Origin of the sequence: Slackia sp. CM382 (assembly GCF_000293015.1) — a bacterium.
GTDB lineage: Bacteria > Actinomycetota > Coriobacteriia > Coriobacteriales > Eggerthellaceae > Slackia > Slackia exigua.
Map to the genome: position 1 here is coordinate 257,684 of NZ_ALNO01000001.1, position 13,453 is coordinate 271,136.

The 13,453-nt window shown below is 61.4% G+C and carries 10 protein-coding genes; all 10 read right to left on the reverse strand.

Annotation, left to right across the window (positions count from 1 at the left end):
• Positions 1–2: 2 nt before the first annotated feature.
• On the reverse strand, positions 3–1,334 hold the full coding sequence (locus HMPREF1155_RS01045; protein ID WP_009076621.1) for a class II D-tagatose-bisphosphate aldolase, non-catalytic subunit: 1,332 nt from the start codon (positions 1,332–1,334) through the stop codon (positions 3–5).
• Positions 1,335–2,387: a galactitol-1-phosphate 5-dehydrogenase gene (locus tag HMPREF1155_RS01050; protein ID WP_009076168.1), complete on the reverse strand. Its 1,053-nt coding sequence runs from the start codon at positions 2,385–2,387 to the stop codon at positions 1,335–1,337. It lies immediately after the preceding gene.
• A 60-nt stretch (positions 2,388–2,447) separates the two neighbouring features.
• Positions 2,448–3,164, reverse strand: coding sequence for a 2-C-methyl-D-erythritol 4-phosphate cytidylyltransferase (locus tag HMPREF1155_RS01055; RefSeq protein ID WP_009076273.1), 717 nt, complete (start codon positions 3,162–3,164; stop codon positions 2,448–2,450).
• A gap of 42 nt (positions 3,165–3,206) precedes the next feature.
• Entirely contained in the window at positions 3,207–4,262 is a 1,056-nt protein-coding gene (locus tag HMPREF1155_RS01060; RefSeq protein WP_009076468.1) for a hypothetical protein, read from the reverse strand.
• Positions 4,246–5,850: a phosphorylcholine transferase LicD gene (locus HMPREF1155_RS01065; protein WP_238319036.1), complete on the reverse strand. Its 1,605-nt coding sequence runs from the start codon at positions 5,848–5,850 to the stop codon at positions 4,246–4,248. The genes HMPREF1155_RS01060 and HMPREF1155_RS01065 overlap by 17 nt, the downstream gene beginning before the upstream one ends.
• A 93-nt stretch (positions 5,851–5,943) precedes the next feature.
• The gene (locus tag HMPREF1155_RS01070; RefSeq protein WP_009076156.1) at positions 5,944–7,902 is read right to left on the reverse strand and encodes an NlpC/P60 family protein; all 1,959 of its coding nucleotides are present in this window, start codon (positions 7,900–7,902) and stop codon (positions 5,944–5,946) included.
• A 153-nt stretch (positions 7,903–8,055) separates the two neighbouring features.
• Complete coding sequence (locus HMPREF1155_RS01075; protein ID WP_009076482.1) at positions 8,056–9,798, reverse strand: phosphotransferase; 1,743 nt, start codon at positions 9,796–9,798, stop codon at positions 8,056–8,058.
• Between the two features lie 354 nt (positions 9,799–10,152).
• Entirely contained in the window at positions 10,153–10,497 is a 345-nt protein-coding gene (locus tag HMPREF1155_RS08950) for a hypothetical protein (RefSeq protein WP_155999079.1), read from the reverse strand.
• Positions 10,498–10,742: 245 nt separating this feature from the next.
• The gene (locus tag HMPREF1155_RS01080; RefSeq protein WP_009076526.1) at positions 10,743–11,879 is read right to left on the reverse strand and encodes an N-acetylmuramoyl-L-alanine amidase family protein; all 1,137 of its coding nucleotides are present in this window, start codon (positions 11,877–11,879) and stop codon (positions 10,743–10,745) included.
• 361 nt (positions 11,880–12,240) lie between these two features.
• On the reverse strand, positions 12,241–13,434 hold the full coding sequence (locus HMPREF1155_RS01085) for an N-acetylmuramoyl-L-alanine amidase family protein (protein WP_009076623.1): 1,194 nt from the start codon (positions 13,432–13,434) through the stop codon (positions 12,241–12,243).
• Positions 13,435–13,453 lie beyond the last annotated feature (19 nt).

Below are 13,453 nucleotides of genomic sequence, written 5' to 3' on the forward strand. Positions count from 1 at the left end.
TCTTAGAAGAGCGGAGCCGAAAGAGGCTCGCCCACGCCGCAGTAATCGGTCGCACGCAGGTAGCCGTCGATGGCATCGCCGATGTGATCCCAGATGATGTCGGCGGCTTCGTTCTTCAGAGCGCCGATGCGCACGCGATAGTACTGGTTGGGCAGGTACTGGCTCAGCATGCAATGCGGAATCTTGTTGCCGGACAGGTTTTCCACCAGCGCGTCGCGGGCCGCGACGACGGCCGGCTGCGCGAAGTAGTAGCGGCAGCGGTCGTAGAAGCTGTAGGCGCGCGCGATGCGCTGCTCGTTGGGAGTTCCCTGGTAGTACGGAGCCCACGACTTCGGGTTCTCAAGCATCGTGCGCTCGAGCACCTCGCGATAGTCGGACCAGACCTCGGGCGTCTCGGCGTAGATCTCGCGCTCGATCTGCTCGAGGGCGAAGAGCGCCTCGCGCAGCGCGAAGGTGAGCGCCGGGCCGACCTTCAGGATGGCGACGCCGTCTTCGCACATGGCGGTCAGGTTCGTCGTGGTCTGGTAATCGCTCGAATGGCCCTCGATGCACAGGGGCTCCTTGCGCATCGCGGCGACGAGGTCGGCCGCGCGCGTGCGATCGTACTCGTCGATCCTGAACTCGTGGAATTCGACGCCCATCTCGACGACGATGGCGACGACGCGCCCGAAGGCCTCTTCCAGGCCCAGGCGCTCGAACTCCTCGCGATAGATGCGGATGGTGTTGTAGGCGTCGTCCGCCGTAGTCACGCCCATTTCGCCGGCGTTGAAATCGCCGCCGGGCACGGGGACCTCGCTGCCGATGACGTAGACGAGCTCGGGCGCCTCGGGGTGCGATTCCTTGTATTGGGCATAGGCGTCTTCGGCCGCACGGCACAGGCGCGCGCCGCGCTCGGCGCAGGTCTTGGTCATGAAGGGCTTCGCCGGGTCGTCGGATGCGACACGCATGCTGGTGTCCAGGTGGATCTTCTTATAGCCGGCGAGCACGCACTCGCGCACGAGCTCCTCGGCGTTCACGAGCGCTTCTTCCTCTTCGCAGTCCACCCAGGGCAGCGGGCCCAGATGGTCGCCGCCGACGATGACCTGCTCCCAAGGCACCGCGTTCTCCTCGGCGAGACGGCGTACGAAATCGGCGAAGTCGAACGGGGTCATGCCCGTGTAGCCGCCGAGCTGGTTCACCTGGTTGGATGTGGATTCGATCAGGGCGGGCGTCCCGGTCTTGCGCGCGCGGATGAGCGCGGCGCGAATGACGTCCTCGTTGGCGGAGCAGCACGAATAGATGCCGGCGCGACGGCCTTCCTTGTTCTTCTTCACGATTTCCTGCAGCGTAATCATCTAGTGTTCCTCCCAAGAGTCGATGAGAATCTTGCCTTCGACGTCGCGCTTGGCGTAACGCTCGAAGGCATCCGATGTGTCGGAGAGATTGTAAACCGTATCTAACATCTCGGGAACCACCCTCATGATTCCTTGATTGAAGAAACGGTTGACTATATCCCATTCGACGCCCGGCCACGGCTTGCTGTAGGACATCCACGAGCCCCCGACCGTGAGTTCCTTGCGGTTGATCGTCTCCCACTGCTTCGCGGTGAAGGCCACGTCGCGCGACGGCGTGCCGATGAACATGACGCGGGCCTTGTTGGCGGCCAGCTCGAACGAATCAAGGATGGTTTCCGGCGTGCCCGCGGTATCGAAGACGTAGTCGAAGCGGCGCCCGTCGTTCAGAGCGAGCACCTGGTCGAGCCAATCTTCCTCCAGCGTGTCGGCGAGCTTCGTCACGCCGGCGGCGCGGGCGGCGGCGGCCTTCGGGGCCGAACGCACGGTGGCGACCACGTTGGACGCGCCGTAGCCGGAAAGCGCCTGGGCGCAGAGGATGCCGATGGTCCCGCAGCCCACGACCGCGGCCGTGGCCCCTTCCTTGAAATGCGCGAGCTCGATGCCGTGGATGGCGACCGATGCGGGCTCGAAGAACGCGCCGTCCAGATCGGGCACGTCATCGCCGAGGAACACGACGTTCTTCTCGGGCAGCGTGACGTATTCGGCCATGCTGCCCTGGGAGCGGGAGCCGACGAAGCCGTAATGGCCGCAGAGCGAATAGTCGCCCTCCAGGCAGTCCTCGCATTCCATGCAGGGCTGCAGCGGAACGCCGGCGACGCGACGTCCGACCAGGTCGGAGGAGACGCCGTCGCCCACCGCGACGATTCGGCCCGAGAATTCGTGCCCGAGCACGAGCGGGAAGAAATGCACGCGCCCTTGGAGGACGCGCGGCACGTCGGATCCGCAGACGCCGGTGTAGTGGACCTTGACGACCACTTCGCCGGCGGCCGGCTCCGTGCGCTCGATGTCTTCGTAGACGACCTCTTGCGTGCCGTGCAGCACCGCAGCTTTCATAGGCGCTCCCTTGCGATGAGAATCGCGCGGCCCGATGACCGCGCGATTGGAATCGTTGTCCTAGAAATAATAGTTATGGAAGAGCTTCTTGAAGGCTTCCATATCGTTTCGATAGGTAATCTTCAGGTTGATGAGGTCGGTCGGCACGACTTCGATCGGTATGTCGAACGCCAGCGCAAGGGCGCCCGCCGACGTATAGTTCTCCAGCTCATCGACCGAAAGGGTGCTGTAGATGCCCCAGATGCGCGAGAACTCGAAGGCCTCGGGGCTCGCGCCCGTCACCACCGTCTGGCGAGGGATGACACGCTCGAGCATGCGGGTTTCGGGGTCGATGCCGTAGACGGTGTCGTATTGGCATTCGCCCATCGTCGCGCCGCCGTGGGCCGCCGCAGCGGCGGACAGCTCCTCGAGATGCGCCTCGTCGACGTAGGGGTGCGTGACGTCGTGGATGAAGACGATATCGCCCGCGACCGCGGATTTCGCCGCCTCGGTCAGGCCGTTCTTGACGGATTCGGAGCGGCTCGCGCCGCCGTTGACCACGGCCCAATCGATGCCGAGCCCGAGGTTTCCAACCCATTCGCGCGTGTAGTCGACCCAGTCGCCGTTGCAGACGATGACCATGCGGTCGGCGAAATCGATGCTCGCATACTTCTCGACCAGATAGCTGAACGTGGGCTTGCCCTCGACCTCGACGAACTGCTTGGGAACGGGCGCGCCGAAACGCGTGCCGGACCCGCCCATCATCAGAAGGAGGATCCGCTTGTACGTACGTGACATTCCATGCTCCTTAAACGCCATGCAGGCAGATGAACGTATGGATTATACCGTTTCGAGCAGCGGATGGCCCACGCCGCGCTCGCGCAGGACGTCTTCGATGCGGGAGGTGCGGTACGCCTCGGGAATGCGCGAGACGAGCTTCTCGGCGCCTTCCTTGCCCAGACGGCGTTCAAGAAAGGGCATGCACAGATCCAGCAGATCGTCGTCCACGGACAGGCCGAGCTTCTGCGTATTCCAATACACCATGCGCTCGATCAGGGGTTCGAGCACGGTCTCGAACTCTTCGGCACGCGCGGGGTCCTTCGACATGGCGATGAGGTCGGCTTCGAGGGGATAATAGGTTTCCCACAGATCGAAGCGGTTCTCGGTCCTCGTCAGGTAGAGCGGATAGCGCAGGGTCTTCTTGTAGAACGGGTTGTACTTCTCGCGGACCCAGTCGCGATACTTCGCGCGGAACACACGGTTCGGCCACCGCAGCATCCTGCGCACGACGGGGGACGCCATGAACCGATGCGGATCGGTGTCCGTGTCGAACGTGAGGTAGATGTCGGATTTCGGCGTGAAGTACGGCCATTTCGCCGTGCGCCAGCTTTCGCCCGCAAGGGCCGTGAGGTACGCGTCGGCATCGGCGAACGCCCAGAACTCGCCGTCGTCCAGCTTCACGCGGCGAAGCTCGTCGAAGATGGTGCCGGGCAGGACGAACGACCCTCTGCGCTTGCGGGGCTTCGATCCCGTCCATGAACCGTCGGAAGACCGGTTCAGGATCGCGATGGCGATACCGGGAACGGGCAGCTTCTCCACCGGCTCGTCGACGAAGTTGATGGCGATGGCGTTCATATCCGCATACTTCGCCGCATGGCCGCGCTTCGAGAAGCCCACGATGCCGCGGCCTTCGGGAAGCACGGCCTCCTGGAGCCTGCGAAACGCCTCTTCGGTCATATGGACCGAGGTCTCGTACATCCCCCCGTGATAGCCGCCGAACTTCTCCGCATCCCATGCGGAATGGAACGCGAGCGCATACGGGATGTTCCGCTCAGCGCAGAACGCGTCGAATTCCTCCAGGAGTTTCAGGTGATGCTTCTCAATCGCGCTCGTCAAGGCCGAGCTCCTTCCTGTCATCCTTAGCGGCGAGGACCGTCATGCCGTTGTTCGAACGGACGATGATGTCTTCGAGCATGGCGGACGCCTCGTCCGTGCGGCCGATGCGCGCGTACGCGACGGCCTGGCGTCGTTCGATCTCGTCGTCGCCGGGAAATGCGGCGAGCGCCGCTTCGGCCGCCTCGGCGACCCCGCGCCAATCGTCTTCGCCTTCGGCATCGCACGAGCGCAGATAGAGATCCGCATGCGTGGACACGAGCGCGTCGAGAACCGCGCCGTCCTGCGCGACAAGGCGTCTGACCTCGTCCGTATCGTCGTAATCGATGGCGTTGTACACGCGAAAGATGGCTTCTATCTTGTTTTTGACCTCAAGGATGCTTTCGGGCAACGGTTCGTCGAGCGACCAGGACCTCTGCGTGATGATATGCATGATCTTGTTGTACATGCCGCGGTCGAAGAAGATGCGGCACGCGAGCGCGATCCATTCGTCTGACAGGCCGCCCCAGACGCGCCAGTACCACGGCTTCGAGGCGATCTGCGCATTCACGTAGTCCGTCAGGGCGGCTTCAAGGTCTTCGGGCACGCCTTCGGTATATTCCGAGGGAGATCCGAACGCCTCGACGCGCAGCCGCGCAGGCTGAAGGGACGTGCGGCAGTATTCAGGGGATACGTGCGCGCGCATGAGCACGTCCTGAAGCTCCTTGGCTTTGAAGGTCCGGTAGTTCTTGAGAACCTTCTCCTTGTCGAGGAACTGCATATAGTCGTGCACGTACACGTCGTAGGGAATGTCGAGGTTTTCGACGTAATGATAGCCGCCCGACCGGTTGCTCGGATAATTGCGCCAGGTCACGCCGTAGCCAGCCTGCAGGAATTCGATGTATTTCTCGGGCACGTAGGACATATGCCCCTCGAAGGGCAGCTCCTTGTACGTGCCGAGGACGTCCTTCTCGATGACGCAGGCATCGACGCTGCCGCCTGTGAGCTCCATATAGGCCGTGCATTCTTCCTCGGGCGTCGAGAACGCGATTCTGTGCAGGTCTTCGAGCACTCGCTTCTCTCCGAAGATGCGGCGTTTGACCAAAGACTTCGCAAGGAGCCGACGCATGCTTTTCCTGCGCGAACGCTTGTTGAGCATCATGTGGTTCGTCAGCTCGTAGAACACGAGCATCGCATCCTTCGCACGCTCGCGCTTCTTCGGATCCTTCGGCAAAGGAACCAGGGGGAAGATGTCGATGGACATGCCGCACGGCGCAAGGTCCCAGGCAGACGCCCGGCGAATCTCGGTCGTGGTGGTGTCCACCAGGCGCGAGAAAAGCGACGGGTACCCAGGATTGCGGTAGATGTTGACGATCGCGCGGTTCGGCAGCGGGTCTTCGTCCCACGCCTTCAGCAGACGCTGGTAGTCTCCCCACGTCGCGCTGATATCGAGATCGAAATCCCAGGGAATGAAGCCGCGATGCCTCACGGCGCCGAGCAGCGTTCCCCAATCGAGGAACACCTTGACGTCGTGGGCGCGGGCCCAGTCATCGAACTCGCAGTACATCGCAAGAAGATGCGCGAATTTGTCGTCCTTCGTATGAAGCGCCATGTCCCATCCCTCCGTCGTGCCGGCCATACGGACAGCCGAAAAAATAGGCGCACCCCCTGCGATGCGCCTATCGAACATCCGGTTTCCCGGCCATTATTTCACAAAGAAGCGCATGACGCCCGTCGGGGAGCTTCTATGGGACCAGAGGCTCGTAATGTGCACATCGTCGCCGAACGCTTCGATGATTTTGTCGTTGCCCAGGTATATCGCCACATGGCCGGGCCAGTAGATCACGTCGCCGCGCTCGCGCTGCGATAGCGAAAGATGCTGGACCTTGCCGTAGTTCCACATATTATCGGCATCATGGCTATGCCATCCGTTCGCGCCGGTCATGTAATGCGTGTAGGGATTGAAGTCGTCGAAGTTCTTCGTGCCGCCGTCCAAATCCATGCCGCAGGCGTATGCGCATTGAAACACGAGGCCTATGCAGTCGACGCCTTCGCCCGGCCGCTTCGACCAGTTCCACACGTAGTCGGTGCCCCGATAATCGTACGCGCGATCGATGAACGCCTCGATGGCCTCGGAGCGGGTGGCGCTTTTGGCGATCCTCGAGGGCGTCGCGTAGTCGAAGCTCGAGCCGTACCCGTTGAAATACACGTTCTTGCTGCTCAGCTGATAGTACCCCGAAGGATTCTGGTACCCCGTCTTGTACGAGGTCGCGTAATCGCTCCACTCCCCGTTCGGACGCACGTAGTAGTCGCCGACCCACTCGTCGGACGCCATGTCGCCCTGCTCATACAGGTAATACCATTCTCCGCCGACCTTCTGCCAGCCGGTGAGCATGCGTCCGCCGCTGGAAAGCAGGTACCACGTGCCATGAAGCTTGAGCCACCCCGTGTCCATGCGGCCGTAATCATCCAGGTGGTACCAGCTGCCATCGACCTTCTGCCATCCGGTGCGCATGCGGCCCGACTCGCCGAGCAGATACCACGATCCGCCGCTCTTGATCCAGCCGGTCTCCATGGCGCCGCCGTCGAAGGCCATGTGGTACCAGGAACCTTCGTCCTTCTGCCAGCCCTTGAGCATGCGGCCGGAATCGGAGAGCAGATACCACTTCCCGTCGTCCTTCTGCCATCCGGTCAGCATGCGCCCGGATTCCGCAAGCAGATACCAGCTATCGTCGTCCCTGATCCAGCCCGTATCCATGGCACCGCCGGCATCGGCCATGTGATACCAGGAACCTTCGTCCTTCTGCCAGCCCTTGAGCATGCGGCCGGAATCGGAGAGCAGATACCACTTCCCGTCGTCCTTCTGCCATCCGGTCAGCATGCGCCCGTCGGCGTCGAAGAGGTACCAGGACGCCTGGTCATTCCACGTAAGACGGTTCCAGCCGGTAACGGCCGTAAAGATCTTTGGATCGAAGTGCATCCAAACGCCGTCGTTTTTCTGCCAGCCGGAACGCGCCCAGCCGTTCGCATCGAACAGATACCGCAACCCATGGACGCTTACCATGCCCTGGGCGCGCGATCCGTCGGGACGCAGGTACGCCAGGCGTCCCGACGGATCGCTGCGGTCGAAGGCGCTGGCCTTCACCTCGCAGGATGCTTCGACGCCCGCGTCGTCGCGCGCGATGATGCGGCAGGTTCCCGCACCGACCGCCGTGACGACGCCGTCGTCCGACACGGTCGCGACGCGCGGATCGGTGCTTTTCCAGGAAACGGCACCCTGGGCGCCCGCAGCGACAAGCGTTGCGGAATCCTGGGCGTCTTCGAACATCAGCGAGGATTCACTGAGGGTAAGCGCGCCTGCAGGAGGAGCAGCAGGTGCGGGAGATTCGGAGACGGGAGCTTCCGGCACGGCCTCGGATGCCGCGCCCTGTCCGGATGCGTCGGGGTTGCCGAGCGAATCGGCGGCCGTCGGGGTAGAAGCTTCGCTTGAAGCCCCTGCGGTTGCATCTTGCGAGGCCGAAGCGGCATCGAGAAGAAGCTCATCTTCATCGGCGAAGGCGGGCGCCGCGTAGAGGGATGCGCCGAGAACCGCTGCGCAGCATACGGCCGCAACCTTCCGCGATAGTTCGAACGAATTACCTTGAGCTGTAGTCTGCCCTGCCATGCATGCAATCCTTCACTGTCGACATGTGCGATCCGTATGGTTCCCAGGATTCCTTCTGTCCATAGGTTCCTCGTAGGATACCGAGTGAACGGCATTTCGACCATCACAGCGCGTCAACATCTGGCATTCGACACTATCGACGCCCGACGCGGCCTAATCCCCTTCGACGGCATAGGCCGGATCTATGGCCTGGAGCTCGGCAAACGTGTCTATCTCGACGACATCGTCGAAGGAGCATTCCCTCACATGCACGTCATAGGCGTCCGCACGATGCACGAGCGCGACGTCGTCCCAGAAGATCTGCGCGCAATCCCCGCTTTGCGCGAACACCGCGGGAATGTCCGCGGCGAGGCGCGCACCGTCCTCCTTCGTCCAAAACGACAGCCCCACCATCTGCCAGCAGGGCTTGTCGCTCCCCTTCGCGATGCGCGTGATGGAGCCCTTCTCATCGGCATCGAAGCACCAGTCCTCGGTCGCCGGGACGGGAATTGCCAGGTAGTTCGATTCGAACTGGTATTTCGTGACGAGCCCGGGATTTGCGAGCAACAGGTCCGACTCGAAGACGTAGGCGTTTTCGAAGCAGCCGGCTGCGGCTGCGGCGGACGATATGTTGTTCGTCGAATCGTAGAGGGGATTGTCGATGAACCTCAGCATGGGATACGTCGGAAGCAGCCGGTCGAACTCATCTTTCAGATAGCCCCTGACCACGTAGATCTCCTCTATGCCGACGGCGCGAAGGGCATCGATGAGCCGATCGATGATGCGGACGCCGTGGACGCGCACGAGCGGCTTGGGGGTGGTCGCGGTGACGGGAAGGAGCCTGCTGCCGAACCCGGCTGCGAGCAGGACCGCCCTCTTCGCGCGATACGGTTCGAGCGCTTGAAGCTCGTCCTCGCTCGCCTTCCCCGCCTCCGCGCGTGCGACCAGGCGATCGAATTCCTTGCGCGACATCCTCCTCGCACGAAGCGCAGGATCGCATCGGTACGACGGCAGGACATGCGCGCCGAACCGTTGGGCCGCGCGGCGCCAGATATCCTGCCATTCGCCCATCGGATTCCCCTGCATCTCCTGGAACATCGACCAGACGTACCAGTAGAACCCGACGACGGCCGCGCACGCGAGGCAATGGCGGGCCTCGGCGGGCGTCGCCGGCCTCTGGAAATAGGAATCGAACAGCCTCGTGCAGTCATCGAGGGAGTACTCAGGGGTTTGCGCGATGAAATTCCCCAGGTCGCAGCCGTAGTCTCCCATGGCGGCGTATTCCCAGTCGATAAGCTGGAGACGGCCGTCCTTCACGAGGATGTTGGGGCCGTAGAAATCGTTGTGGCAGAAAACCTTCTCGCCTCTCTCGCGCGCAAGGAAGGCAGCCGCTTCATCGATGGTCGCGCGAAGTTCGGAGAAGCCGTCGGGTATCGGATACGACGCCTGCTCAAGCATTCCCAGGATACGGAGCGCCTCTTCATGGAAGTCCAACGACCAAGGCGACGTCTCGCCGCTTCGATGAAGGCGACGAATGAGTTCCATAGCGGCATCCACCTGCGCCTCGTCTCCATAGTCGAATTCGACGCATCCGGGTATGAAGCGGGAGATCTTCCAGCCCTCGATCGGATCCTCGTGCACGAACGTCGAATCGAGCCCCAGCTTGCGCGCGATGCCGAGCGCGTACGCTTCCGATGTGCGGTTGATGAGCGCGTCGGATCCGACGCCGGGATGCCGATAGATGTATGCCTCACCTGCGCACGAGAAGCGAAACGACTTGTTGGTAAGGCCTGCCGACACAGGCGCGACATCGACGATATCCCGCCGATCGCATTGAAGCGTCGCGCAGATGCGCTCGACGATGCGAGGGTCGATGCCGTCAAGAAAGGCTGCATCGAACGTCGTGTTATCGCCCATGGTATCCATCCGCCTTCGTGTCCGGCATTCGAGACGCGGGGCGGATGGTATCGGGCGCGCACAAGCCGATCCGTCGAGGCCGTCGATGCGATGCTGCAAAAAACGAATGCATGATACCGCTTGCGAAGGAAGCGCGAAGGCGAGCGAGAATCCAAGCGGTCGGAACGGAGGGACGGCTGCGTTTGCCGCGTTCGATGCGTTCGATGCGCATTCGGCACACGACCGTCGTGTGCGGCCGCATGCCGAAGGATGCAAGTCAAACCCTTCCTCGATGCCAAAAAATCGACGTTTAGTATACCCTATAGGGGTATATTTTCGGTGCATAAGTTGTTATTACAACGAAATGATGCTTGATTAAGGACGGTTTCGTTGTGAATACAACATAAATGATGCTCGAGATTCTCTAAACAGCGATTTTTTGTCATCGGCATCGAATTCGATGGTCGAAAAGGGGCTATACCCCCCCCCTTTTTTTTTCGGACGGAACTTGATGCAGTCGCCAACACGATGCGTCGGGGTGGCCGATACCCCCTTTTTACCGCACGCGACGCATCGAAAGCCGATGTCGGCGACCTGGGATTGCTCGACGTCTGATTCGGTGACGACGAGCCGGACCTCCCATTGCACCATCAAGCTGCCGTCGGCCGTACGGGTTTTCACCGAAGGTTTCTTCCAGGATCCTTGCTGCGGAGACGGCATGTTCGTTCACCTATAGGAACACGCAATGTCGTCAGAACTCGCAGCGCTATCGAAGCATGCAGCGCCGGGATATGCAACGCTGCCAGAACGCACAACGCCATCGGAACATACGACGCTATCGAACCGAGAAAAAAGGATCGGCCCCGGTGCACTACCGAGGCCGTTGTCGAAACACGATCTTGGGGCAATCCCCCTCCGCAGGCGATTATCCGCAATCGCCGCACGAGTTGCCGAATTCCTCTCGACTACCCGATCCACACGCCGTTGGATGCGAAGAAGTACCACGTCCCTTCAATCTTGTGCCAGCCCGTAGCCATGCGGCCGGAGCCCTTGAAGTAGTACCAGTCGCCCTTGATCTTCTCCCAGCCGGTGTCCATGCGGCCGTTGTCGGCGAAATGGTACCAGTCGCCGCCGCGCTTGAGCCAGCCGGTCTGCACGTATCCGTGCTCGTCCGTGAAGAACCAGTAGCCGCCGAGCGCGAACCAGCCGTTCGGATTACCGGAGTCCTCGTTCCAGGCCAGCAGATTTCCATCCCACATCATCCGAATCTCACCCGAGGCGGCGCCGTTGGACGCGAAGAAGATATCTGCATATTCGATGGCTTCCCCTGTTCCATACAGCCTCTGCCAGCCGGTGAGCATGCGCCCGGATTTGTCGAAGAGGTACCAGCGTCCGTCAATCATCTGATATCCCGTATGCATGCCCCATTCGGAATCCAGGCAATACCAGTAACCGCCGACCTTCTGCCAACCCGTGAGCATGCGCCCGGACTTGTCGAAGAGATACCAATTCCCGACGATCTTCTTCCAGCTCGTCGCCATGTGCCCATATTCATCGACGTAATAGACGCTATCCTCTAGGTGGAGAAACTCATTGGCATGCATGAACCCGTAGTCCGTATCGAGGTAGAACCAGTAGCCGCTGGGCTTCTGCCAACCCGTGAGCATGCGCCCGGACTCGTCGAAGAGATACCAGAGCTCGTTGTACTCCCACCACCCGGTCACCATATGCCCGTGCTCGTCGAAACCGTAGGTATGATCACCAATATCGAGAATTGCGTAAGCATACATGAACCCGTAATCCGGATCGAGGTAGAACCAGTAGCCGCCGGGCTTCTGCCAACCCGTGAGCATGTTCCCGTCGTCGTCGTAGAGGTACCAGTAATCGCCGATCCTCTGCCAACCCGTGAGCACCTTGTCGCCCGCACGCTGCATCTCCGCGCCGTCGGCGGCGGGCTCGTCGGCGAACGCCGGCGCAGGGGCCGCGCACAGGACGGCGGCCGCTAAGAACGCGAAGACCGCCGCAGCGAAGGACACCCTCGAGAAGAAGCTCCCTTTGCTTTCCGAACGCGACATATCGAGCCGCACATCATCGCACGTCATGGCAATCGCCCTCCTTGCCCCGCATCCCCGTCGGCGCCGGCCGGAGCCGGATCCGAGCCCTTCGAGCCGTAAACAGATCGACCGAAGCTACGGCTCCCCTAATGCGATGATAGACCACGTGCAGGAAAGTCGGAGCTAGTCCGCATCCCGTTTCGGCAGATGGACGCATAAAATGGACGCGCGACCCATAGCGCCCTGCGCCCATGGGACATACGGCCATCCTACGGCAAAGCTTGACACGACGATGCATGATGCACATGTGCCAGAGAAAGACGAGAACGGCGTCTCTCCCAAAAGAAGAGACGCCGGACGGAAACGATCGAATCAACTTGCAAGAAGCATCCGTTGCGGATGCCGGATGTTACTCGACGAGCACGCCGTTGGATGTAAAGAAGTACCACGTCCCGTCGATCTTGTACCAGCCCGTCGCCATGCGGCCGGAGCCCTTGAAGTAGTACCAGTCGCCCTTGATCTTCTCCCAGCCGGTGTCCATGCGGCCGGAAGAGCCGAGATGATACCAGCTGCCGTCGTCCTTGATCCAGCCCGTGTCCATGCGACCGTTGCCGGCCATGTGATACCAGTTGCCGCCGCGCTTGAGCCAGCCGGTCTGCGCGATGCCCTCCTTGTCCGAGAAGAACCAGGAGCCGCCGATTTCGGACCAGCCGGTCAAGGTCTTGAGGTTTTCGTCGGAAACCAGAAGCTTCCCATCCTTCGTCGTCCTGATCATGCCCGATGCAGCGCCATTGGATTCGAAGAACACGTCCGCGTATTTTGCATCGGGGAATTTCTCATTGACCTTCTGCCAACCGGTGCGCATGTACCCGGAATCGGCAAAGAGGTACATCTTTCCACCGATCTTCTTGTATCCGGTGACCATGCTGCCGCCTTCAGGATGCAGGTAATACCAGAAGCCGCCGATCTTCTGCCATTCGAAGAGCATATGTCCCTGGTCGTTGAAGTAATACCAGTCCTCATAGATCTTCTGCCAGCCGGTGACCATACGCCCGTGCGTATCGAAGTAATAGAGATCACCATCTATGCTGAACACATCGTTAGCATACCTGTTCCCATTTTTGTCGTAGTAATACCATTCCCCTTCGATCTTCTGCCAACCGGTGAGCTTGGCATCGGCAGCCGCGACCGCTTCGGGCTCGGCGGCCGCATCGGCCGCAGCCTCGGCAGCGGGCTTATCGGCCCCATCGTTGTCGGCGGCTTCGCGCTTGCCAGCGCCATCAGGTTCATCGGCAGCAGGCCTGTCGGCAGCATCAGCCGCGGCGGCAGACCCACCGGCAGCACCGGCCGCAGCAACGGACCCGCCGGCAATATCGGCCGCGGCATCGGCGGCAGGTTCATCGGCAACGCCGACCACGGCGGCCGCACCTACAGCCGCGGCACCATCAGGCTCGTCGGCGAGCGCCGAAACCGGAGCCGCGCACAGGACGACCATCGCGGCCGTCAGGACCGCGAACGCCACCGTATGGATAGGATTCTTTGAAAACGGATGTTCGGCACGTTCCGAACGGGGCACGTCGAGTCGTACATCGTCATATCTCATGGCGATTACCTTTCTATAT

What these genes read in the sequence shown, in the direction of transcription:
- HMPREF1155_RS01085 (WP_009076623.1), bottom strand. Translation starts at nt 13,434, where the DNA reads ATGAGATATGACGATGTACGACTCGACGTGCCCCGTTCGGAACGTGCC.
- HMPREF1155_RS01070 (WP_009076156.1), bottom strand. Translation starts at nt 7,902, where the DNA reads ATGGCAGGGCAGACTACAGCTCAAGGTAATTCGTTCGAACTATCGCGG.
- HMPREF1155_RS01080 (WP_009076526.1), bottom strand. Translation starts at nt 11,879, where the DNA reads ATGACGTGCGATGATGTGCGGCTCGATATGTCGCGTTCGGAAAGCAAA.
- HMPREF1155_RS01065 (WP_238319036.1), bottom strand. Translation starts at nt 5,850, where the DNA reads ATGGCGCTTCATACGAAGGACGACAAATTCGCGCATCTTCTTGCGATG.
- HMPREF1155_RS01050 (WP_009076168.1), bottom strand. Translation starts at nt 2,387, where the DNA reads ATGAAAGCTGCGGTGCTGCACGGCACGCAAGAGGTCGTCTACGAAGAC.
- HMPREF1155_RS01055 (WP_009076273.1), bottom strand. Translation starts at nt 3,164, where the DNA reads ATGTCACGTACGTACAAGCGGATCCTCCTTCTGATGATGGGCGGGTCC.
- HMPREF1155_RS01075 (WP_009076482.1), bottom strand. Translation starts at nt 9,798, where the DNA reads ATGGGCGATAACACGACGTTCGATGCAGCCTTTCTTGACGGCATCGAC.
- HMPREF1155_RS01045 (WP_009076621.1), bottom strand. Translation starts at nt 1,334, where the DNA reads ATGATTACGCTGCAGGAAATCGTGAAGAAGAACAAGGAAGGCCGTCGC.
- HMPREF1155_RS08950 (WP_155999079.1), bottom strand. Translation starts at nt 10,497, where the DNA reads ATGCCGTCTCCGCAGCAAGGATCCTGGAAGAAACCTTCGGTGAAAACC.